Source organism: Klebsiella sp. GFKo11, from assembly GCF_056490265.1.
Genome location: NZ_CM151369.1, coordinates 5,210,553 through 5,231,596 on the forward strand (window position 1 = coordinate 5,210,553; position 21,044 = coordinate 5,231,596).

The window sequence follows — 21,044 nt, forward strand, 5'->3', positions numbered from 1 at the left end:
CGTGATTATTTTTCAAGTATTAATAAGGTATGCAATTTCATTGCCGACGACACAGTTCTAAACATCAGGCATAAAAAAAGCGGCTCACAGAGCCGCTTCTACTTTTTGCCTGAAAGAAAAACTTACTTTTTCTTCGCTTTCGCGTTCGGCAGGTCGGTGATGCTACCTTCGAAGACTTCTGCCGCCAGGCCAACGGACTCATGCAGAGTCGGGTGAGCATGGATGGTCAGTGCGATGTCTTCAGCGTCGCAACCCATTTCGATAGCCAGACCGATTTCACCCAGCAGCTCGCCGCCGTTGGTACCGACAATCGCCCCGCCGATAACGCGGTGAGATTCTTTGTCGAAAATCAGTTTGGTCATACCGTCTGCGCAGTCGGAAGCGATAGCACGGCCAGAAGCAGCCCACGGGAAGGTGGCGGTTTCGTAGCTGATGCCTTTCTCTTTCGCTTCTTTCTCAGTCAGACCAACCCAGGCAACCTCTGGCTCAGTGTAGGCGATGGACGGGATCACTTTCGGGTCGAAGTAGTGCTTCATGCCGGAGATAACTTCGGCGGCAACGTGGCCTTCGTGAACACCTTTGTGCGCCAGCATCGGCTGACCAACGATATCGCCGATAGCAAAGATGTGCGGCACGTTGGTACGCAGCTGTTTGTCAACGCGGATAAAGCCACGCTCGTCAACTTCAACGCCTGCCTGGCCGGCATCGAGGTTTTTACCGTTCGGCACGCGACCGATAGCCACCAGTACGGCGTCGTAGCGCTGCGCTTCAGCCGGCGCTTTTTTGCCTTCCATGGAAACATAGATACCGTCTTCTTTCGCTTCAACGGCAGTGACTTTGGTTTCCAGCATCAGGTTGAATTTCTTGCTGATGCGCTTGGTGAAGACTTTTACCACGTCTTTATCGGCAGCCGGGATCACCTGGTCGAACATTTCAACCACGTCAATCTCTGAACCCAGCGCATGGTACACGGTACCCATTTCCAGACCGATAATACCGCCACCCATAACCAGCAGGCGTTTTGGTACAGTTTTCAGTTCCAGAGCGTCGGTGGAATCCCATACGCGCGGGTCTTCATGCGGAATGAACGGCAGCTCAATCGGACGGGAACCCGCCGCGATGATCGCGTTGTCAAAGTTGATCACGGTTTTGCCGTTTTCGCCTTCGACTTCCAGGGTGTTAGCACCGGTAAACTTACCCAGACCGTTAACCACTTTTACTTTACGGCCTTTGGCCATACCAGCCAGACCACCGGTCAGTTGAGTGATAACTTTTTCTTTCCAGGTACGAATTTTATCGATGTCAGTTTTCGGCTCACCAAAAACGATGCCGTGTTCGGCCAGCGCTTTCGCTTCTTCGATAACTTTCGCAACGTGCAGCAGTGCTTTAGAAGGGATACAGCCGACGTTCAGACAAACACCGCCCAGGGTGTTGTAACGTTCTACGATTACGGTTTCCAGACCTAAATCAGCGCAACGGAAGGCAGCAGAATAACCTGCGGGGCCTGCCCCAAGTACCACGACCTGAGTTTTGATTTCAGTACTCATCATGACCTCTGTAATTTGTATCCGGCGGGTCTGACGCTATTGTTTTTACGCCCATGTCCACCGGGACGTTCTATCCGCAAGCATTTTACAAAATTGTTAACAATTTTGAAACAACAAACGGCAAACGATTTTGTCCTTTATTGCTGGTAACTTCAAAACGCAGAAGAGATTACCAGAAAAAAGCCGGCCGTCAGGCCGGCTTTTCGCTTACATCACCAGGCGGCGAATATCGCTCAGGGTGTTGTTGATGATGGTAATAAAGCGCGCACCATCAGCACCGTCGATAACGCGGTGGTCGAAGGACAGAGAGATCGGCATCATCAGACGCGGAACAAACTCTTTACCATTCCACACCGGTTCCATCGCGGATTTAGACACACCGAGGATAGCCACTTCCGGCGCGTTCACAATCGGTGCGAAATGGGTGGTACCCAGGCCGCCGATGCTGGAGATAGTGAAGCAACCGCCCTGCATTTCGCCAGCAGTCAGCTTACCATCACGCGCTTTCTTGGAGATCACGGTCAGTTCGCGAGACAGTTCGGTAATGCTCTTCTTGTTCACGTCTTTAAAGACCGGAACAACCAGACCATTCGGGGTATCAACCGCCACACCGATGTTGATGTATTTCTTCAGCGTCAGGCGCTGCGCATCTTCAGACAGCGAGCTGTTGAAGCGCGGCATCTGCTCAAGCGCAGCGGCAACGGCTTTCATGATGAAGACTACTGGAGTGAATTTCACATCCAGTTTACGCTTCTCAGCTTCGGCGTTCTGCTGTTTACGGAACGCTTCCAGATCGGTGATATCGGTTTTGTCGAAGTGAGTAACGTGCGGGATCATCACCCAGTTACGACTCAGGTTAGCGCCAGAGATTTTCTGGATGCGACCCAGTTCCACTTCTTCGATTTCACCAAACTTGCTGAAGTCCACTTTCGGCCATGGCAGCATACCCGGGATACCGCCGCCGGTGGCAGCAGCCGGTGCAGCTTCAGCGCGTTTAACCGCTTCTTTCACGTAAGCCTGAACGTCTTCGCGCAGGATACGGCCTTTACGACCAGAACCTTTCACTTTCGCCAGGTTAACGCCAAATTCGCGCGCCAGGCGGCGAATCAGCGGAGTTGCGTGAACGTAAGCGTCGTTTTCAGCAAACTCAGATTTGCCTTCTGCTTTAGCCGCAGGAGCTGCAACAGGTTTAGCAGCCTGAGCCGGTGCAGCAGCAGGTGCTGGAGCAGCAGCAGCCGCCGGAGCAGCAGCAGGCGCTGCGCCTTCTACTTCGAAGACCATGATCAGGGAGCCGGTAGACACTTTGTCGCCAGTGCTGATTTTGATCTCTTTCACGGTGCCCGCGAACGGTGCCGGAACTTCCATCGAAGCTTTGTCGCCTTCAACGGTGATCAGTGACTGCTCAGCGGCAATTTTATCGCCCACTTTAACCATCACTTCAGTGACTTCAACTTCGTCGCCGCCGATATCCGGTACGTTAACTTCTTTAGACCCGGAAGCCGCCGGTGCAGCCGCTGCCGGAGCAGCTTCCGCTTTCGCCGGAGCCGCAGCAGGTGCGCTACCCGCCACTTCGAAGACCATAATCAGGGAGCCGGTAGACACTTTGTCACCGGTGTTGATTTTGATCTCTTTCACGGTACCTGCGAACGGTGCCGGGACTTCCATAGACGCTTTGTCGCCTTCTACGGTGATCAATGACTGCTCAGCCGCAACGGTATCGCCCACTTTGACCATGATCTCGGTGACTTCAACTTCGTCGCCGCCGATATCCGGTACGTGTACGTCTTTAGCCGCTGCTGCCGCTGGCGCTGCTGCCGGAGCCGCTTCTTTCTTCTCTTCCTGCGCAGGTGCAGCGGCTGCTGCACCATCGGCGGAATCGAAAATCATGATCAGTTTGCCGGTCTCGGTTTTGTCGCCAACAGAGACTTTGATCTCTTTAACAACGCCAGCCTGAGGAGACGGAACTTCCATAGAGGCTTTGTCGCCTTCTACGGTGATCAGCGACTGTTCAGCTTCAACTTTGTCGCCTACTTTGACCAGGATCTCGGTGATTTCAACTTCATCAGCCCCGATGTCCGGTACATTGATTTCGATAGCCATTATTCTTTTACCTCTTACGCCAGACGCGGGTTAACTTTATCTGCATCGATATTGAATTTGGCAATTGCGTCTGCAACCACTTTCTTATCGATTTCGCCACGTTTAGCCAGTTCGCCCAGCGCTGCAACTACCACGTAGGAAGCATCAACTTCGAAGTGGTGACGCAGGTTCTCACGGCTGTCAGAGCGACCGAAGCCGTCGGTACCCAGTACGCGGTAATCATCAGCCGGTACATAAGTACGAACCTGCTCGGCGAACAGTTTCATATAGTCAGTCGATGCCACAGCCGGAGCGTCGTTCATCACCTGGGCGATGTACGGAACGCGCGGAGTTTCCAGCGGGTGCAGCATGTTCCAGCGCTCACAATCCTGGCCATCACGCGCCAGTTCGGTGAAGGAGGTGACGCTATAAACGTCAGAACCTACGCCGTAGTCTTTCGCCAGGATCTCAGCGGCTTCACGCACGTGACGCAGGATAGAACCGGAACCCAGCAGCTGAACTTTACCTTTGCTACCTTCGATGGTTTCGAGTTTATAGATACCTTTACGGATACCTTCCTCGGCACCTTCCGGCATCGCCGGCATGTGGTAGTTTTCGTTCAGGGTGGTGATGTAGTAGTAAACGTTCTCTTGTTTCTCACCGTACATACGCTCCAGACCATCATGCATGATGACCGCAACTTCGTACGCGTAAGACGGATCGTAAGAGATACAGTTCGGGATAGTCAGAGACTGAATATGGCTATGGCCATCTTCGTGCTGCAGACCTTCGCCGTTCAGGGTCGTACGTCCGGAAGTACCACCGACCAGGAAGCCGCGAGCCTGTTGGTCGCCAGCCTGCCAGCACAGGTCACCGATACGCTGGAACCCGAACATGGAATAGTAGATGTAGAACGGAATCATCGGCAGGTTGTTGGTGCTGTAAGAAGTCGCAGCCGCCAGCCAGGATGCGCCAGCACCCAGTTCGTTGATACCTTCCTGCAGGATCTGACCTTTCTCGTCTTCTTTATAGTAAGCAACCTGCTCACGGTCCTGCGGGGTGTACTGCTGACCGTTCGGGCTGTAAATACCGATCTGACGGAACAGGCCTTCCATACCAAAGGTACGCGCTTCATCGGCGATGATTGGCACCAGGCGGTCTTTGATGGACTTGTTCTTCAGCATCACGTTCAGAGCACGAACAAACGCGATAGTGGTAGAAATTTCTTTGTTCTGCTCTTCCAGCAGCGGACCGAAATCTGCAAGCTGAGGCAGCTCCAGCTTCTCATCGAAGTTCGGCTGACGAGTCGGCAGGTAACCGTGCAGTTTCTGACGCTGTGCGTGCAGATAGGTATGTTCTTCAGAGCCTTCCGGGAAGGTAATGTAAGACAGGTTTTCCACCTGCTCATCGGTTACTGGCACATTGAAACGGTCGCGAATGTGACGCACGCCGTCCATGTTCATTTTCTTAACCTGGTGAGCGATGTTTTTACCTTCAGCGGTATCACCCATGCCGTAACCTTTGATGGTATGGGCCAGGATGACGGTTGCTTTGCCGGTAGTTTCCTCCGCTTTTTTCAGTGCAGCGAAGACTTTCTTCGGATCGTGACCACCGCGGTTCAGTGCCCAAATCTGATCGTCAGACCAGTCGGCAACCAGCGCTGCGGTTTCCGGATATTTACCGAAGAAGTGCTCACGAACGTAAGCGCCGTCTTTGGATTTAAAGGTCTGGTAGTCGCCGTCAACGGTTTCGTTCATCAGTTGGATCAGTTTACCGCTGGTATCTTTACGCAGCAGTTCATCCCAACGACCGCCCCAGATAACCTTGATAACGTTCCAGCCAGCACCTGCGAAGATACCTTCCAGTTCGTTAATGATCTTGCCGTTACCGGTGACCGGGCCGTCAAGACGCTGCAGGTTACAGTTGATAACGAAGACCAGGTTGTCCAGTTTTTCACGAGTAGCGATGGTGATCGCACCTTTGGATTCTGGTTCATCCATCTCGCCATCGCCCAGGAAGGCATAAACGGTCTGTTTGGAGGTATCTTTCAGGCCACGATGTTCCAGATATTTCAGGAATTTAGCCTGGTAGATTGCACCGATTGGGCCCAGCCCCATGGAGACGGTCGGGAACTGCCAGAAGGTCGGCATCAGTTTCGGGTGCGGGTAGGAAGACAGGCCTTTGCCATGAACTTCCTGACGGAAGTTGTTCATCTGCTCTTCAGTCAGACGACCTTCCAGGAATGCACGTGCGTATACGCCCGGAGAGATGTGGCCCTGGAAGTAAACCAGATCGCCGCCATCCTGCTCGTTGCGTGCACGGAAGAAGTGGTTGAAACACACTTCGTAGAAAGTCGCGGAAGACTGGAAGGAAGCCATGTGGCCACCCAGTTCGAGATCTTTTTTCGATGCGCGCAGAACGGTCATAATAGCGTTCCAGCGGATCGCAGAACGAATACGACGTTCCAGATCCAGATTTCCCGGGTATTCCGGTTCATCTTCAACGGCAATAGTGTTTACGTAACTGCCAGTCGATGTGCCAGCAGCCACTTTCACCCCGCCTTTGCGGGCTTCAGAAAGGAGTTGGTCAATCAGATACTGAGCGCGCTCAACACCTTCTTCACGGATGACCGATTCGATCGCCTGTAGCCAGTCGCGAGTTTCGATCGGATCCACGTCATTGGGTAAACGTTCTGACATGGGGGGTATTCCTTATCTATCTAATCGTTGATTAATCTGGAACCTGTCCCATTGTATTTTCGCCGGAAAACACAATAAGACAGGTTCTGCGTTTAGTTGCCGCGCTCTAAAAATGGCGCTTAAGAACCGGAGTTCTCATCTTTTCGTTGCTGTAAACGGCGCAGTGAGCGTTCACGACGGCTCTGCTCACGGCTGCGATCCAGCAAAATTTCCTCAATGAACGCCAGGTGACGATGCGAGGCTTCACGCGCCTGCTCCGGCTCCCCGGCGATTATCGCCTCGAAAATCCGAGTGCGATGATTGCTGACCTGCGGGAGCATCTCCCGGCGGGCATACAACAATTCAAAATTCTGGCGAACGTTTTGGGCCAGCATCGGTTCCATGCAGCGTAGCAAATGGAGCAACACCACATTATGCGCCGCTTCGGTGACGGCAATTTGATACTGGACGACGGCGTCGGATTCGGCGTCAAGGTCGCCGGACTGCTGGGCTCGCTCTATGGCCTGATGCAGCTCGCGAATACGTTCGCGGTCTTCATCATTGCTGCGCAGCGCTGCGTAATAAGCCGCAATGCCTTCAAGCGCGTGCCGAGTTTCCAGCAGATCAAATTGGGATTCAGGGTGGTCGGACAGGAGCTCTACCAGCGGGTCGCTGAAGCTCTGCCACAGGCGGCTTTGTACAAACGTTCCACCTCCCTGGCGACGAAGCAACAACCCCTTGGCTTCGAGGCGTTGAATCGCCTCACGCAGCGAGGGGCGGGAAACGTCGAACTGTTTTGCCAGTTCGCGTTCAGGCGGGAGCTTTTCACCGGGGCGCAACGTCCCCTCAAGGATCAAAAACTCCAGCTGCTGCTCTATCACATCGGATAGTTTTGGTTGGCGGATCTTGCTGTAGGCCATATTCCCTGTCTCTGCCATTAGCCCGGAGTCAATTGGTCTTACCAATTCATAGTTCGTAGCGCTAAAGTAACAAAGTATTCACCTTCTGTCCATACAGGTTTTGATTGAAATCAGTAAACCCAGCATGTTTTAACAAACATACAGAAATAACATTTCAAAAATGTAACTTTGCACAAATGTTGTGTTTACCCACAATGAGGTAGCGTTAACGTAATCGAAACGAAAAAATACGCTATCTGAACCGATTCACCCCACCATCAAGTGAATAAAAATTCATTTTTTGTGAATTTAAAGAAAATAAGAGGTAGGTAGTGGGTATTCAGGCATGATTTACAAATGGTTTCTTTTTGCTCGCTTCGTCATCATCCCTTCATAAAGCAGGTGCATTCACTGCCGCTTATCACTATTCTCCATGATACGAAAGGCCTTTTCATGAATTACCACCCTGCCTTGCGTAAAGAAATCAGTACAGAAACGGAATTTCATAATTACACAAACACAACAATATGTGCGTCGTATCACTCAGGGTAAAACGGGGCGCAGGCTCGCTGAAATTTCGCTGACTATGCTATCAGGCAGGGACAGACAGTGAAGAAGTCACCTGAAGGATGACGCGTACAAACATAATAACCATAACCACACACGAGGTTTCATGATGGAAGGTCAACAGCATGGCGATCGGCTAAAGCGCGGCCTTAAAAACCGCCATATTCAGCTTATTGCGCTGGGAGGCGCTATCGGTACCGGTTTATTTCTGGGTAGTGCATCCGTCATCCAAAACGCAGGCCCGGGTATTATTCTGGGCTACGCAATTGCCGGTTTCATCGCCTTTCTGATCATGCGCCAGCTGGGCGAAATGGTCGTCGAAGAGCCTGTAGCAGGTTCATTTAGCCATTTCGCCTACAAATACTGGGGCGGCTTTGCAGGCTTCGCTTCCGGCTGGAACTACTGGGTTCTTTACGTTCTGGTGGCCATGGCAGAGCTCACTGCCGTAGGGAAATACGTCCAGTTCTGGTGGCCTGAAATCCCGACCTGGGTTTCTGCTGCCATCTTCTTCGTTGCCATCAATGCCATCAACCTGACCAACGTCAAAGTGTTTGGCGAGATGGAGTTCTGGTTCGCAATCATCAAAGTCGTCGCCGTCGTGGCGATGATCCTGTTCGGCGGCTGGCTGCTGTTCAGCGGCAACGGCGGCCCGCAGGCTACCGTACGCAACCTGTGGGAGCAGGGTGGATTCCTGCCGCACGGATTCACCGGGCTGGTGATGATGATGGCGATTATCATGTTCTCCTTTGGCGGTCTGGAGCTGGTCGGTATTACGGCAGCAGAAGCCGATAATCCGGAGCAAAGCATTCCTAAAGCCACCAACCAGGTTATCTACCGTATCCTGATTTTCTATGTGGGCTCGCTGGCCGTTCTGCTCTCCCTGCTGCCGTGGAGCCGCGTGACCGCTGACACCAGCCCGTTCGTCCTGATCTTCCACGAACTGGGCGATACTTTTGTGGCTAACGCGCTGAATGTCGTGGTACTGACCGCGGCACTTTCCGTTTACAACAGCTGCGTCTACTGCAACAGCCGGATGCTGTTCGGCCTGGCACAGCAGGGTAACGCACCAAAAGCGCTAATGAACGTCGATAAACGCGGCGTACCGGTTAACACCATTCTGGTTTCCGCGGTAGTGACCGCACTGTGCGTCCTGATTAACTACTTCGCACCGGAATCCGCGTTTGGTCTGCTGATGGCGCTGGTCGTTTCTGCGCTGGTGATCAACTGGGCGATGATTAGCCTGGCACACATCAAATTCCGTCGCGCCAAACAGCTGCAGGGCGTAGTCACCCGCTTCCCTGCGCTGTTTTATCCGCTAGGAAACTGGATTTGCCTACTGTTTATGGTCGGTGTGCTGGTCATCATGCTAATGACTCCAGGTATGGCAATTTCCGTTTACCTGATCCCGGTATGGATTGTGATCCTCGGCATTGGCTATCTGTTTAAGCAAAAAACAGCTAGCGCCATAAAAGCATAATCATACATCTCCAGAATCTGTGCCCGCCGCCATTTTGCGGGCACAGAGCATTGTTATCTGCTTCACACTTTCCTCGCAACAACCTATTTGTCCATATCGTTGACCTTTTCCTGCAACGCATTTATCCATTATCCAGCTAATAATTATCTCCATACCGCAACGGGGAGATCTCCACCATGAATGGCAATAAGCTTTCAGTTAAAGAGAAAATTGGCTACGGGATGGGCGATGCCGGATGTAACATCATCTTCGGCGCCATCATGTTGTTTGTTAACTATTTTTATACGGATATCTTCGGGCTCGCACCGGCCCTGGTCGGCGTTCTGCTGCTTTCCGTACGCGTTATCGATGCCGTGACCGACCCGATTATGGGCGCAATGGCTGACCGTACTCGCAGTAAATATGGCCGTTTTCGTCCATGGCTACTGTGGATTGCCTTCCCGTACGCGCTGTTTAGCGTGCTGATGTTTACCACCCCCGAATGGACCTACAACAGCAAAGTTATCTATGCTTTCGTCACTTACTTCCTGCTCTCGCTGACCTATACCGCGATCAACATTCCTTACTGTTCATTGGGTAGCGTGATTACTAATGACCCGCAGGAACGCGTAGCCTGCCAGTCCTATCGTTTTGTCATGGTCGGTATCGCCACCCTGCTGCTCTCTCTGACGCTGCTGCCAATGGCGGATTGGTTCGGCGGTGAAGATAAAGCCAAAGGCTACCAGATGGCGATGACGGTGCTCGCCTTTATCGGCATGTGTATGTTCCTGTTTTGCTTCGCTACCGTTCGTGAGCGTGTACGACCGGCGGTGCAGACTAACGACGAACTGAAAAAAGATCTGAAAGACGTCTGGAAGAACGATCAGTGGGTACGTATCCTGCTGCTAACCCTGTGCAACGTCTGTCCTGGCTTTATCCGCATGGCCGCCACCATGTATTACGTCACCTGGGTCATGCAGCAAAGCACCCACTTCGCGACGCTGTTTATCAGCCTCGGCGTGGTGGGAATGATGATTGGCAGCATGCTGGCAAAAGTACTGACCGACCGTTGGTGCAAACTGCAGGTATTTTTCTGGACCAACATCGTGCTCGCCATTTTCTCCTGCGCGTTCTACTTCTTCGATCCGCATGCCACCATGATGATTATGGTGCTCTACTTCCTGCTGAATATTCTGCATCAAATTCCATCGCCGCTGCACTGGTCGCTGATGGCTGACGTTGACGACTACGGCGAGTGGAAGACCGGCAAACGTATTACCGGCATCAGCTTCTCCGGTAACCTGTTCTTCCTGAAAGTCGGACTGGCGATTGCCGGGGCAATGGTTGGCTTCCTGCTCTCCTGGTACGGCTACGATGCTGGAGCTAAAGAGCAGAGCGCCTCAGCTGTTAACGGTATTGTGCTGCTGTTTAGCGTCATCCCTGGCGTCGGTTACCTGATTACCGCCGGTGTCGTACGCATGCTGAAAGTGAACCGCGAGTTCATGCGCCAAATTCAGTCAGACCTGGAGAAACGCCGCATCAACTACAGCGAACTAAATGAGTTCCAGGATCACAAAACCAGTGAACACGTAAGGAAAGCTTGATGAAAAACTGGCCAAACCCGTTTATTGAACAACGCGCAGATCCGTTTATTCTGCGCCATCAGGATTGCTACTATTTTATTGCCTCGGTTCCGGAGTATGACCGACTGGAAATTCGCCGCTCTGCAACCCTTGAAGGCCTGCGCGACGCGCAGCCGGTGGTGGTCTGGCGCAAGCCGGAGAGCGGCCCAATGAGTCAGCTGATTTGGGCCCCGGAACTACATGAAATCGAAGGCAAATGGTACATCTACTTTGCCGCCAGCCACACGCACGATCTCGATGAATTGGGCATGTTCCAGCATCGCATGTTCGCTCTGGAATGCGCGGATAGCGACCCGCTAACCGGCAAGTGGCAGGAAAAGGGCCAGGTAAAAACGCCGTTTGATACCTTTGCGCTGGATGCCACCACCTTCCACCATCAGGGCAAGCAGTGGTACCTGTGGGCGCAAAAAGACCCGGATATTGCGGGCAACACCAACCTGTATCTGGCTGAGCTTGAAAACCCGTGGACGCTAAAAGGCAAACCAGTGATGTTGAGTAAGCCGGAGTTTGACTGGGAGTGTCGCGGCTTTCTGGTCAACGAGGGTCCGGCGGCGCTGTTCCACGATGACAAACTGTTCGTCAGCTACTCCGCCAGCGCTACCGATGAAAACTATTGCATGGGCTTACTGTGGATAGACGTCAACGCCGATCCGCTCCAGCCGGAAAACTGGCATAAAGCACCGCAGCCGGTGTTCCGCACCAGCTACGAAAATCATCAGTATGGGCCGGGACACAACAGCTTTACGCAAACGCCGGAGGGAGAAGATGTGCTGGTGTATCACGCGCGCAACTACACCGAAATCGAAGGCGATCCGCTGTACGATCCGAATCGTCATACCCGTCTGAAATTGGTTCGCTGGCAAGAAAATGGGATGCCTGATTTTGGCATCCCAGCGGCTGATACATTGTAGCACTACGCTTACAGGGGCGGGTTTTGTAGAGCCGGGCAAGGCGTAAGCCGCCGCCCGGCAAAGCGCGTTCAGGTTGTTAAATCAACGTCCCGTAAATCGTCAGCAGCGCCATAATCACCACTACCACCAGCGACGTTTTCTTCGCCATGGAAACCGCCGCTTTCGGCGTAGCCACTTTATCGACGTGCGGCTCGCGAGCCAGCGAATACTGCGCCAGACGGGTTAATACCTGATATTGCGAAGAGTGGCGATCGCCCAGCGACGCAAACCATGCCGGTAAAGCTTTTTCTCCGTGCCCCACCAGCGCATAAACCACGCCAACCAGGCGTACCGGCACCCAGTCCACTACGTGCAGGATACCGTCGATACCCGACTGTAAACGATGATGTGGCGTCTGATAACGCGCCAGCCACGTTTGCCAGGCTCGCAGCACACAATAAGCGATTAGCGTTAACGGCCCCCACGGTCCACCAACAACGAACCAAAACAGCGGGGCAAGATAATAGCGATAGTTAATCCACAGCAGTGCGTTTTGCAGCTCGCTGAGATATTCACGCTGATCGCAACCCGGCGGCACGCCGTGGATAAGGGTAAGCTCACTGGCCATGGCGTCGCAGGCGCGGCTATCATCACGGGCAGCGGCTTTCAGATACGCATGGTAATGCAAGCGGACTTTCCCAGCACCAATGCACAGCAGGCCGAGCAAAATCCAGAACACCAGCAGCGGAACGTTAAATAGCTGCCCTTGTAGCAAGCGCTGAATAATAAAGACCACCGCTACCGCTGCAGCCGTCATCAGTACGGTGCCAAAGAGTGAATAATGCTTTACCCGGCGAAACAACACTTCCAGCCGGTGATCAAGCTGCCAGTGCTCGCCCAGCTTGAACAAACGCTCGGCAATAAGCACTAACAGCGTGGTAAACAACGTCATGGCATCTCCTTATCTGACGACGAGGTTAACAAACCGCAAAATTTTGCCCAGTCAAAAGCCGGGCCGGGATCCGTTTTACGCACAGGAGCAATATCGCTGTGGCCGGTGATATGGTCTGCAATGGCCGGATAGAGCGAAATAAGCTGCCGGGTAATAGCCGCCAGTTGTTGATATTGCGCCTCGGTATAGGCCTGTGTGTCGGTCCCTTCCAGCTCAATGCCTATTGAAAAATCATTACAGCGCTCGCGTCCGTGGTAGCTGGAAACGCCCGCGTGCCACGCGCGCTTATCGAAAGGCACATACTGCACGATTTCACCGTCCCGGCGAATCAGACAATGCGCCGAAACGCGAAGATGGGCTATCTCAGCAAAGAAAGGATGAGCATCGGGATCGAGCGTACCGCTGAACAGGGCATCAATCCATGGACCGCCAAATTCGCCGGGCGGCAGACTGATATTGTGCACCACCAGCAAAGAAGGGGTTTCATTATCCGGGCGGCTATCGTGGTGCGGCGAAGGAACCCGACGCGCATCTACCAGCCATCCCCCGTTCAACTGCATGTCGAGTCTCCTTTTACTAACCTATGCATTCGCGGCGCCCGGGGCCCAAAGAATGCCTGCTGTTATACGCACTATCACTCATCACAAAACTAACTTGAGACCCACGGTGAAGCCGCCAGAAGGATGAAGTGGATGTGGTACAGAAACGTGGTTCAGGTTAGCATGTTTCCCACTTCTGAATCCTATCTATCTGGAGCTTTATCATGTCGCCTCGTCGCTACAATCCCGACCGCCGCCGTGACGCGCTGCTGGAACGTGTTAATCATGATATTACTGACGCCGTCGCCCAATCCCTGCGGGAAGATCTGGGCGGTGAAGTAGATGCTAATAACGACATTAGCGCACAATTGTTGCCGCAAGACGCGCGCTCGCATGCAGTGGTAATCACTCGTGAAGACGGCATATTTTGCGGTAAACGCTGGGTAGAAGAGGTCTTTATTCAGCTCGCCGGAGATGATGTCAACCTCACCTGGCATGTTGCCGATGGCGACGCGGTTAAGGCAGATCAGCCGCTGTTTGAACTGGATGGCCCCTCCCGTGTTCTGTTAACCGGCGAGCGCACCGCGCTCAATTTCGTGCAGACATTATCCGGGGTGGCAAGCGAAGTCCACCGCTATGTCGACCTGCTTGCTGGAACCAAAACCCAACTTCTCGATACGCGTAAGACGTTGCCTGGTCTGCGCACGGCGCTGAAGTATGCAGTCCTGTGCGGAGGCGGAGCAAACCACCGCCTGGGTCTGTCCGATGCCTTTCTGATCAAAGAGAACCATATTATCGCTTCCGGCTCAGTGCGACAGGCGGTAGAAAAAGCGTTTTGGCTGCATCCTGATGTGCCGGTAGAAGTTGAAGTTGAAACCCTTGAGGAGCTTGAAGAAGCGCTGAAAGCGGGGGCTGACATCATTATGCTCGACAACTTCACCACCGACCTGATGCGTGAAGCAGTGAAGCGCACCAATGGTCAGGCGGCGCTGGAGGTTTCCGGCAACGTCACCTTCGATACTATCCGTGAATTTGCCGAAACCGGCGTCGATTACATCTCCGTTGGCGCACTAACCAAGCACGTTCGCGCGCTCGATCTCTCAATGCGTTTCCGCTAACTGTCCTGCCCCGGTCGATATCCTGCACCGGGGCTCTTTTTGCGAGCCGACTCGCACACCGATAATCCCTCAATGCAACCCGCAAAAAAAGCCTGGAACCTTGCTTCCTTAGGCGCGATCAGCGACTCGCACAGCGGATTAAAGCCCGGCAAAGTGCTCCCGAAAACAACAAGGAGCAACTTATGGATAAACAACGTGGCTTTACCCTTATTGAACTGATGGTGGTCATTGGGATCATCGCAATTCTCAGCGCTATCGGCATTCCTGCTTACCAGAACTACCTGCGAAAAGCGGCTCTCACCGACATGCTGCAAACATTTGTACCTTTTCGCACCGCCATTGAGCTTTGCGCGCTAGAGCACGGAGGATTAACAACCTGTGATGGCGGCAGCAATGGCATCCCCTCACCCGCTACCACGCGTTACGTCTCGGCAATGAGCGTCGCCACCGGCGTTGTCACGCTCACCGGCCGGGAAAGCCTCAATGACTTAAGCGTCACGATGACTCCAAGCTGGGATAACGCTAACGGTATCACCGGCTGGCAGCGCGTTTGCAGCATTACCGGCGACAGCGCGCTTAAGCAAGCCTGCGAAGACGTATTCCGTTTTAACTGAGGGCGAGGCAATGAAAACTGAACAATTGATACCTCTGTGCCAGCGCTACCAGGCATTACTGCTCAACAGCGATGCGCACACCATTGCCATCGCCGTTGTAGATGCGCCAGCACCAGAGCTTATGGAAGCACTACGCTTCGCGACCCAGAAACGAATCGATATCGAGTGCTGGAGTCAGGACCGGATGGACAAACGGCTACAGACACCAGGGATAGCAGTAGCCCCAATGCATAATGAAGCCTCGGCAAGCGTAGTTGAACAGGTTAATCACATCCTGGAACAAGCCCTACGTCAACGCGCGTCCGATATTCATATCGAACCTGGCGAAAACCACCTGAGAATTCGCCTGCGGGTAGACGGCGTGCTGCACCCGCTTTCGCCTCTGGCCCTGGAGCTTGCCGCGCCGATTACGGCCCGGCTGAAAGTGTTGAGTAATCTGGATATCGCCGAGCACCGTTTACCGCAGGACGGTCAGTTTACTCTTACGCTTGCCGATCGCCCGGTCTCTTTTCGTATCGCTACGCTTCCCTGCCGCGGCGGAGAGAAAATCGTTCTGCGTTTATTACACCAGGTCGAACAAGCTCTGGATCTCGAAGCGCTAGGGCTCTCCTCTCAACAGCTTGCTGACTTTCGCTCGGCGCTTAACCAACCGCAGGGTCTGCTGTTGGTCACAGGCCCAACGGGAAGCGGAAAAACCGTCACCTTATATAGCGCGCTGCAGGCGAGAAATCGCGATGAGGTAAACATCTGTAGCGTGGAAGATCCGCTGGAGATTCCGATTGTGGGGATGAATCAGACGCAGATTAATCCCCGTGCCGGGCTAACCTTCCATAGCGTACTGCGCGCCCTGCTGCGTCAGGACCCCGACATCGTAATGGTGGGCGAAATACGCGATGCGGAAACGGCTGAAATTGCGATAAAAGCGGCGCAAACCGGACACCTGGTCCTCTCTACCTTACACACCAATTCGACCAGCGAAACCCTGGTGCGCCTGCAGCAAATGGGCGTCGCTCGCTGGATGATCTCATCAGCACTCTCGCTGGTTGTTGCTCAACGCCTTGTGCGCAGGTTGTGCCCACACTGTCGCCGGGAAACCGGCAGCTCGGCCGATGTCCCGCATAGCCTGTGGCCACGAGCGCTTCCTCGCTGGCAGGCTCCGGGCTGCCAGCACTGTTATCACGGCTACTACGGGCGACTGGCGCTATTTGAGCTTTTACCCGTTAACACCGCGCTACGGCAAGCCATAACTCAGGAGCTTAGCGCTACCGAAATCGAATCCCTGGCGCGAGAATCGGGAATGATGACGCTGTTTGAAAGCGGCTGTCTGGCCGTGGAACGAGGACTGACCAGCCTCGAAGAGGTGGTTCGCGTTCTGGGGATCCCACATGGCGACTAAGCGACTGTGGCGCTGGCGTGGTATCGATGTTCAGGGCGTCCCCTGCCAGGGCACGCTTTGGAAAGAGAATCGCCCGCTGGCATTGCAGATGTTGCAACAGGAGCGAATCATCCCACTGACGCTGCGCCGCTGTAGCGTGCAAAATTCACTGTGGCATCCACGCCACAGCGGTGAAATCATCCGCCAGCTAGCCGCGCTACTGCAAGCTGGCCTCCCACTGGCGGAGGGGTTGGAACTGCTGGCGCAACAGCAACCCAACGCACAATGGCAGGCCCTGCTGCAAACGCTGGCTGATGACCTGGCGCAAGGCATTTCACTTTCGGCTGCCCTGGAGAAATGGCCTGAAGTATTTCCCCCACTCTATTTGGCCATGATCCGTACCGGTGAGCTCACCGGCAAGCTGGAGCTTTGCTGCACACAGTTAGCCCTTCAGCAGCGAGAACAGCTGCTTCTTAGCGAGAAAGTGAAAAAAGCGCTGCGCTATCCGATTATTATTTTATCCCTGGCGCTGCTGGTGGTCATGGGGATGCTGTGCTTCGTCTTACCGGAGTTCGCCGCTATCTATCAAACCTTCAATACTCCGCTACCATTACTGACCCGAGCGGTGATGAGCGTCGGCGATGGGTTAACTCACTATTGGCCTGTTCTGGCTGTACTGGTCGTTTTACCTGCAATTATTAATCGGCTGATTCGCCAGAGACCAGGCTGGTTGCTGCATCGCCAAAAGCTACTCCACGCGCTGCCAGTATTTGGTAAATTGCTGAGTGGGCAACGACTTAGCCAGATTTTCACCGTACTTGCGTTAACGCAAAGCGCGGGTATCAGCTTCTTACAGGGCCTGCAAAGCGTGGAGGAAACCCTAAGCTGCCCGTTATGGCGACAAAGGCTCCAGCAGGTCGGTCTGCAAATTACCCATGGAGAACCCATCTGGCAGGCGCTGACTCATAGCGGAGGTTTTACACCGCTCTGTCTACAACTCATTCGTACCGGTGAAGCTTCAGGTTCGTTAGATACTATGCTGGAGAATCTGGCTCGCCATCATAGTGAGCAAACGCATCAGCAGGCAGATAACCTGGCAACCCTACTTGAACCTATAATGCTGGTGATAACTGGAGCGATTGTCGGAGTGCTGGTTGTGGCAATGTACTTACCCATTTTTCATCTGGGTGATGCCATTAGCGGGATGGGCGGATAAACGCTGGCGCGAATGCGCCAGCGAGAGGCATTACAGGCTATTGAACACGCGGTTCTCTTGTTCCTGTACGCGAATGAAGGTAGTACGCTTGGTCAGTTCCTTCAGGCGTGAAGCACCCACATAGGTACACGCTGAACGCAGGCCGCCGAGGATATCACGCGCGGTATTTTCAACCGGACCGCGCAGAGGCAGCTTAACAGTTTTACCTTCTGCTGCACGATACTGAGCGACGCCGCCAACGTGACGGGTCATTGCTGATTCAGAGCTCATACCGTAAAACAGCATGAATTTTTCACCATTTTCTTCAACTACGGTACCGCCGCTCTCTTCGTGACCTGCCAGCATACCGCCCAGCATCACGAAATCAGCACCACCGCCGAATGCCTTAGCCACATCGCCAGGCATGGTACAGCCACCATCACTAATGATCTGCCCGCCCAGGCCATGTGCCGCATCGGCACATTCGATAACAGCGGAAAGCTGAGGGTAGCCCACGCCGGTTTTCACACGGGTAGTACACACAGAGCCCGGGCCGATACCGACTTTCACAATATCAGCGCCAGAAAGAACCAATTCTTCACACATTTCACCTGTAACAACGTTACCCGCAATAATGGTTTTTTGCGGCCAGGCTTCGCGGGCTTTGGCAACAAACTGCACAAAGTGTTCGGAATAACCATTTGCGACGTCAATACACACGAAGCTAAGCTGCGGATTCTGGGTCAGGATCTGTTGAGTTTTTTCAAAGTCTGCATTTGAAGTGCCAGTAGAGACCATGACGTGTTTCACTATATCTGCGGATTCGCCCTGTACAAACGCCTGCCACTGCTCAACGCTGTAATGCTTATGGACTGCAGTCAGAACGCCAAAGGAGGCCAGAGCTTTAGCCATAGCAAAGGTGCCGACAGTATCCATATTGGCCGCAATGATTGGCACACCGGACCAGGTCTGGCCAGAGTGTTTGAAGGTGAATTCACGTTCCAGCTGTACATCAGAACGGCTTTTGAGGGTAGAACGTTTCGGGCGGATAAGAACGTCTTTAAAACCAAGCTTCAAATCTTCTTCAATACGCATGTGCGAATTCCTGGGGTTAATTGCATTATTGTGAGAGCACAACTCCAGTGACGTTATCATACGCACGAATCATGACCGCGCAAGACTGCGATTTTCACTTTTTTTACGCTACAATCGTATAAATTTACCTGGTGAATAGCCAAAAGTGATTTTGCAACACTCAATCATCAACGTATCATTTTTAACCAATTGATTTACATGTACAAAAAAACCAGAATGCGTTGTGAAAGCAATTTATCGGTTTGACAACCAACCGATAAAAACCGCCACCACAGTGTAGTCTCGCCGTGAATAGCGGACTGTCTCAAAGAAAAATGTGCATGTTGTCAGTTTCAGGATTGAAGCCTATGAAGTACACGGTAGCGTTAACGGGCGGCATCGGCAGTGGTAAAAGTACCGTAGCCGATGCATTTGCACATCTTGGAGTTAACGTTATCGATGCCGATGTTATCGCACGTCAGGTTGTAGAGCCCGGAACCCCGGCGCTTGATGCTATCGCTGAACGCTTCGGCCAGCAGATACTCAACGTAGACGGAACGCTGAACCGTCGCGCTCTGCGTGAACACATCTTTGCTCATGCTAAGGATAAAACCTGGCTTAACGCGCTGTTGCACCCCCAAATTCAGCAGGAAACACGTCGACAGATGCAGCTTGCAACCTCGTCTTATATTCTCTGGGTCGTACCATTACTGGTCGAAAATCGTTTGTCCGCCAAAGCCGATCGCGTACTGGTTGTCGATGTGCCAAAAGAGACGCAAATAGAGCGCACGATGCTCCGCGATCGGGTCAGCCGCCAACATGCGGAACATATTCTCGCCGCTCAGGCCACGCGCGAGCAGCGCCTTGCCGTTGCGGATGATATTATTGAAAATATGGGTCCACCTGCGGCTATTGCAGCAGATGTCGCCCGCCTGCATAAAAAGTATCAAACGCTGGCATTGCAGGCCGCCTCACAGGAAAAAACGTAATGCATACCCCTGTTCTATTTGAACATCCGCTCAATGAAAAAATGCGCACCTGGTTGCGTATTGAGTTTTTGCTTCAGCAGCTATCCGTATACCCAACTATCACCAGCCATGCGGATGCGCTTCATTTTTTCCGTAATATCGGCGATCTCTTAGATGTCCTTGAACGTGGCGAAGTCCGTACCGATCTGATGAAAGAGCTGGAACGCCAACAGCGGAAATTACAATCCTGGGCAGAAGTCCCTGGTGTCGATCAGGAACGTATCAATACGCTGCGCCAGCAGTTGAAGCAGTTATCCAGCATGCTGATCTCAGCCCCTCGCATTGGTCAATATCTGCGCGAAGATCGCCTGGTCGGACTGGTGCGTCAACGCTTAAGTATCCCCGGCGGTTGCTGCAGCTTTGATCTCCCAACGCTACATATCTGGTTGCATATGCCCCAGGAATATCGCGATGAACAGGTTGGCAAGTGGCTGTCCAGCCTCGACCCTCTGTCACAATCGCTGGTGCTCATTCTCGATCTGATCCGCAACTCAGCCGCCTTTCGCAAGCAGACCAGCCTGAACGGTTTTTATCAGGATAACGGCGAGGATGCCGATCTGTTACGCCTGCGTTTGGATCTTGCCAGCCAGCTGTACCCGCAAATATCCGGTCATAAGAGCCGTTTTGCTATCCGCTTTTTGCCGCTGGACAGCGAGCATGGCATCGTGCCAGAGCGTTTTGATTTTGAACTGGCCTGTTGTTAAGGAGAAAATATGTCAGAAGAGATAACCGTCAATTGCCCAACCTGCAGCAAAATTGTGGTCTGGAATGAACAGAGCCCGTATCGCCCTTTTTGCTCCAAGCGTTGCCAGCTTATTGATTTAGGCGAATGGGCAGCAGAAGAAAAACGCATCCCAAGCAGTAGCGATCTATCAGACAGCGATGGCTGGAGCGAAGAGAAAGAGTAAGTCGTCGGTTTTTTTCTTAAGGCGGGCAAGCATAGCGCTCCCGCCATAATTTACCGAATAATGGCTCACGAGTTTTGAACTAATTTTGCAATCACAGGCTCATTTGCGGGAGGGAAATCCTCAGCATTCAGCGCATTCTGCGCCATCCAACGGCCAGGTTGTCCCTCTTTCCCCCACGGTTCACCTTCCCAGACATCTACCAGCCAGAACCACAGCGTGATATGGCGGTCAGGAAACTGATATTCCAGCTTATCGAACAGTCGGCACGATTTAACCGTAATGCCCACTTCTTCCTGCAATTCACGAACTAATGCCTGCTCTGACGACTCACCTTCTTCAATTTTTCCACCGGGAAATTCAAGTTTATTCGCCATATGTGCATCAGCAGACCGCTGTGTTATAAAAATTTCGCCTTGCGGATTGCGGATGATACCGACTGAGATTTGCAGTTTCTTCATTGTATTCATTCCATAAAAAAGGCG

General features: G+C 53.0%; 18 protein-coding genes. 10 read left to right on the forward strand and 8 right to left on the reverse strand.

The annotated features are described in order from the left end of the window. Positions 1 to 122: 122 nt before the first annotated feature. The 4 genes from lpdA to pdhR all read right to left on the reverse strand — a co-directional run bounded on the left by lpdA (position 123) and on the right by pdhR (position 7,224). A complete protein-coding gene (gene lpdA, locus AC07P6_RS25080; protein WP_110272779.1) occupies positions 123 to 1,547 on the reverse strand; it encodes a dihydrolipoyl dehydrogenase in 1,425 nt (474 codons plus the stop codon). Between the two features lie 207 nt (positions 1,548 to 1,754). Further along, positions 1,755 to 3,647 (reverse strand): pyruvate dehydrogenase complex dihydrolipoyllysine-residue acetyltransferase, encoded by a 1,893-nt coding sequence (aceF, locus tag AC07P6_RS25085; protein WP_434660116.1) that lies wholly within the window; start codon positions 3,645 to 3,647, stop codon positions 1,755 to 1,757. A 14-nt stretch (positions 3,648 to 3,661) separates the two neighbouring features. Next, complete coding sequence (gene aceE / locus AC07P6_RS25090; protein WP_478314947.1) at positions 3,662 to 6,325, reverse strand: pyruvate dehydrogenase (acetyl-transferring), homodimeric type; 2,664 nt, start codon at positions 6,323 to 6,325, stop codon at positions 3,662 to 3,664. A 119-nt stretch (positions 6,326 to 6,444) separates the two neighbouring features. Continuing rightward, complete coding sequence (gene pdhR / locus AC07P6_RS25095; RefSeq protein WP_004098632.1) at positions 6,445 to 7,224, reverse strand: pyruvate dehydrogenase complex transcriptional repressor PdhR; 780 nt, start codon at positions 7,222 to 7,224, stop codon at positions 6,445 to 6,447. Between the two features lie 652 nt (positions 7,225 to 7,876). Between pdhR and aroP the strand changes: the two genes are divergently transcribed. The 3 genes from aroP to AC07P6_RS25110 all read left to right on the forward strand — a co-directional run bounded on the left by aroP (position 7,877) and on the right by AC07P6_RS25110 (position 11,780). Beyond that, the gene (gene aroP, locus AC07P6_RS25100; RefSeq protein WP_182236346.1) at positions 7,877 to 9,247 is read left to right on the forward strand and encodes an aromatic amino acid transporter AroP; all 1,371 of its coding nucleotides are present in this window, start codon (positions 7,877 to 7,879) and stop codon (positions 9,245 to 9,247) included. A gap of 176 nt (positions 9,248 to 9,423) precedes the next feature. Continuing rightward, positions 9,424 to 10,830, forward strand: coding sequence for a glycoside-pentoside-hexuronide (GPH):cation symporter (locus AC07P6_RS25105; RefSeq protein WP_181483568.1), 1,407 nt, complete (start codon positions 9,424 to 9,426; stop codon positions 10,828 to 10,830). Next, a complete protein-coding gene (locus tag AC07P6_RS25110) occupies positions 10,830 to 11,780 on the forward strand; it encodes a glycoside hydrolase family 43 protein (RefSeq protein ID WP_478314948.1) in 951 nt (316 codons plus the stop codon). Before AC07P6_RS25105 ends, AC07P6_RS25110 begins: the two co-directional genes overlap by 1 nt. 76 nt (positions 11,781 to 11,856) lie before the next feature. Here the strand turns inward: AC07P6_RS25110 and ampE are convergent, their stop codons facing one another. Continuing rightward, positions 11,857 to 12,711, reverse strand: coding sequence for a beta-lactamase regulator AmpE (ampE, locus tag AC07P6_RS25115; RefSeq protein ID WP_112215511.1), 855 nt, complete (start codon positions 12,709 to 12,711; stop codon positions 11,857 to 11,859). Beyond that, a complete protein-coding gene (gene ampD, locus AC07P6_RS25120; RefSeq protein WP_478314949.1) occupies positions 12,708 to 13,271 on the reverse strand; it encodes a 1,6-anhydro-N-acetylmuramyl-L-alanine amidase AmpD in 564 nt (187 codons plus the stop codon). Before ampD ends, ampE begins: the two co-directional genes overlap by 4 nt. Positions 13,272 to 13,474: 203 nt before the next feature. On the opposite strand from ampD, the gene nadC reads away from it, so the two are divergent. The 4 genes from nadC (at position 13,475) to hofC (ending at position 17,573) form a co-directional block, all read left to right on the forward strand. Next, positions 13,475 to 14,368: a carboxylating nicotinate-nucleotide diphosphorylase gene (gene nadC, locus AC07P6_RS25125; protein WP_182236342.1), complete on the forward strand. Its 894-nt coding sequence runs from the start codon at positions 13,475 to 13,477 to the stop codon at positions 14,366 to 14,368. Between the two features lie 182 nt (positions 14,369 to 14,550). Further along, positions 14,551 to 14,982 carry a prepilin peptidase-dependent pilin gene (gene ppdD / locus AC07P6_RS25130; protein ID WP_478314950.1) on the forward strand — a complete coding sequence of 144 codons (432 nt, stop codon included), beginning with the start codon at positions 14,551 to 14,553 and terminating at the stop codon, positions 14,980 to 14,982. A 10-nt stretch (positions 14,983 to 14,992) separates the two neighbouring features. Then, entirely contained in the window at positions 14,993 to 16,378 is a 1,386-nt protein-coding gene (gspE, locus tag AC07P6_RS25135; protein WP_478314951.1) for a type II secretion system protein GspE, read from the forward strand. Then, positions 16,368 to 17,573, forward strand: a complete 1,206-nt coding sequence (gene hofC / locus AC07P6_RS25140) for a protein transport protein HofC (protein ID WP_478314952.1) — start codon at positions 16,368 to 16,370, stop codon at positions 17,571 to 17,573. The genes gspE and hofC overlap by 11 nt, the downstream gene beginning before the upstream one ends. A 30-nt stretch (positions 17,574 to 17,603) precedes the next feature. Here hofC and AC07P6_RS25145 read toward each other — a convergent pair whose 3' ends face one another. Beyond that, positions 17,604 to 18,647, reverse strand: a complete 1,044-nt coding sequence (locus AC07P6_RS25145) for a GMP reductase (protein WP_112215517.1) — start codon at positions 18,645 to 18,647, stop codon at positions 17,604 to 17,606. A gap of 347 nt (positions 18,648 to 18,994) precedes the next feature. Here AC07P6_RS25145 and coaE point away from each other — a divergent pair, with 347 nt between their 5' ends. The 3 genes from coaE to yacG are packed head-to-tail and all read left to right on the forward strand — an operon-like array spanning position 18,995 to position 20,562. Then, positions 18,995 to 19,615 carry a dephospho-CoA kinase gene (gene coaE, locus AC07P6_RS25150; RefSeq protein WP_478314953.1) on the forward strand — a complete coding sequence of 207 codons (621 nt, stop codon included), beginning with the start codon at positions 18,995 to 18,997 and terminating at the stop codon, positions 19,613 to 19,615. Beyond that, the gene (gene zapD / locus AC07P6_RS25155) at positions 19,615 to 20,358 is read left to right on the forward strand and encodes a cell division protein ZapD (protein ID WP_182236336.1); all 744 of its coding nucleotides are present in this window, start codon (positions 19,615 to 19,617) and stop codon (positions 20,356 to 20,358) included. Before coaE ends, zapD begins: the two co-directional genes overlap by 1 nt. 9 nt (positions 20,359 to 20,367) lie before the next feature. After that, the gene (gene yacG, locus AC07P6_RS25160; RefSeq protein WP_112215520.1) at positions 20,368 to 20,562 is read left to right on the forward strand and encodes a DNA gyrase inhibitor YacG; all 195 of its coding nucleotides are present in this window, start codon (positions 20,368 to 20,370) and stop codon (positions 20,560 to 20,562) included. A 65-nt stretch (positions 20,563 to 20,627) separates the two neighbouring features. Here the strand turns inward: yacG and mutT are convergent, their stop codons facing one another. Beyond that, on the reverse strand, positions 20,628 to 21,020 hold the full coding sequence (mutT, locus tag AC07P6_RS25165) for an 8-oxo-dGTP diphosphatase MutT (protein WP_181483594.1): 393 nt from the start codon (positions 21,018 to 21,020) through the stop codon (positions 20,628 to 20,630). Between the last annotated feature and the right edge of the window lie 24 nt (positions 21,021 to 21,044).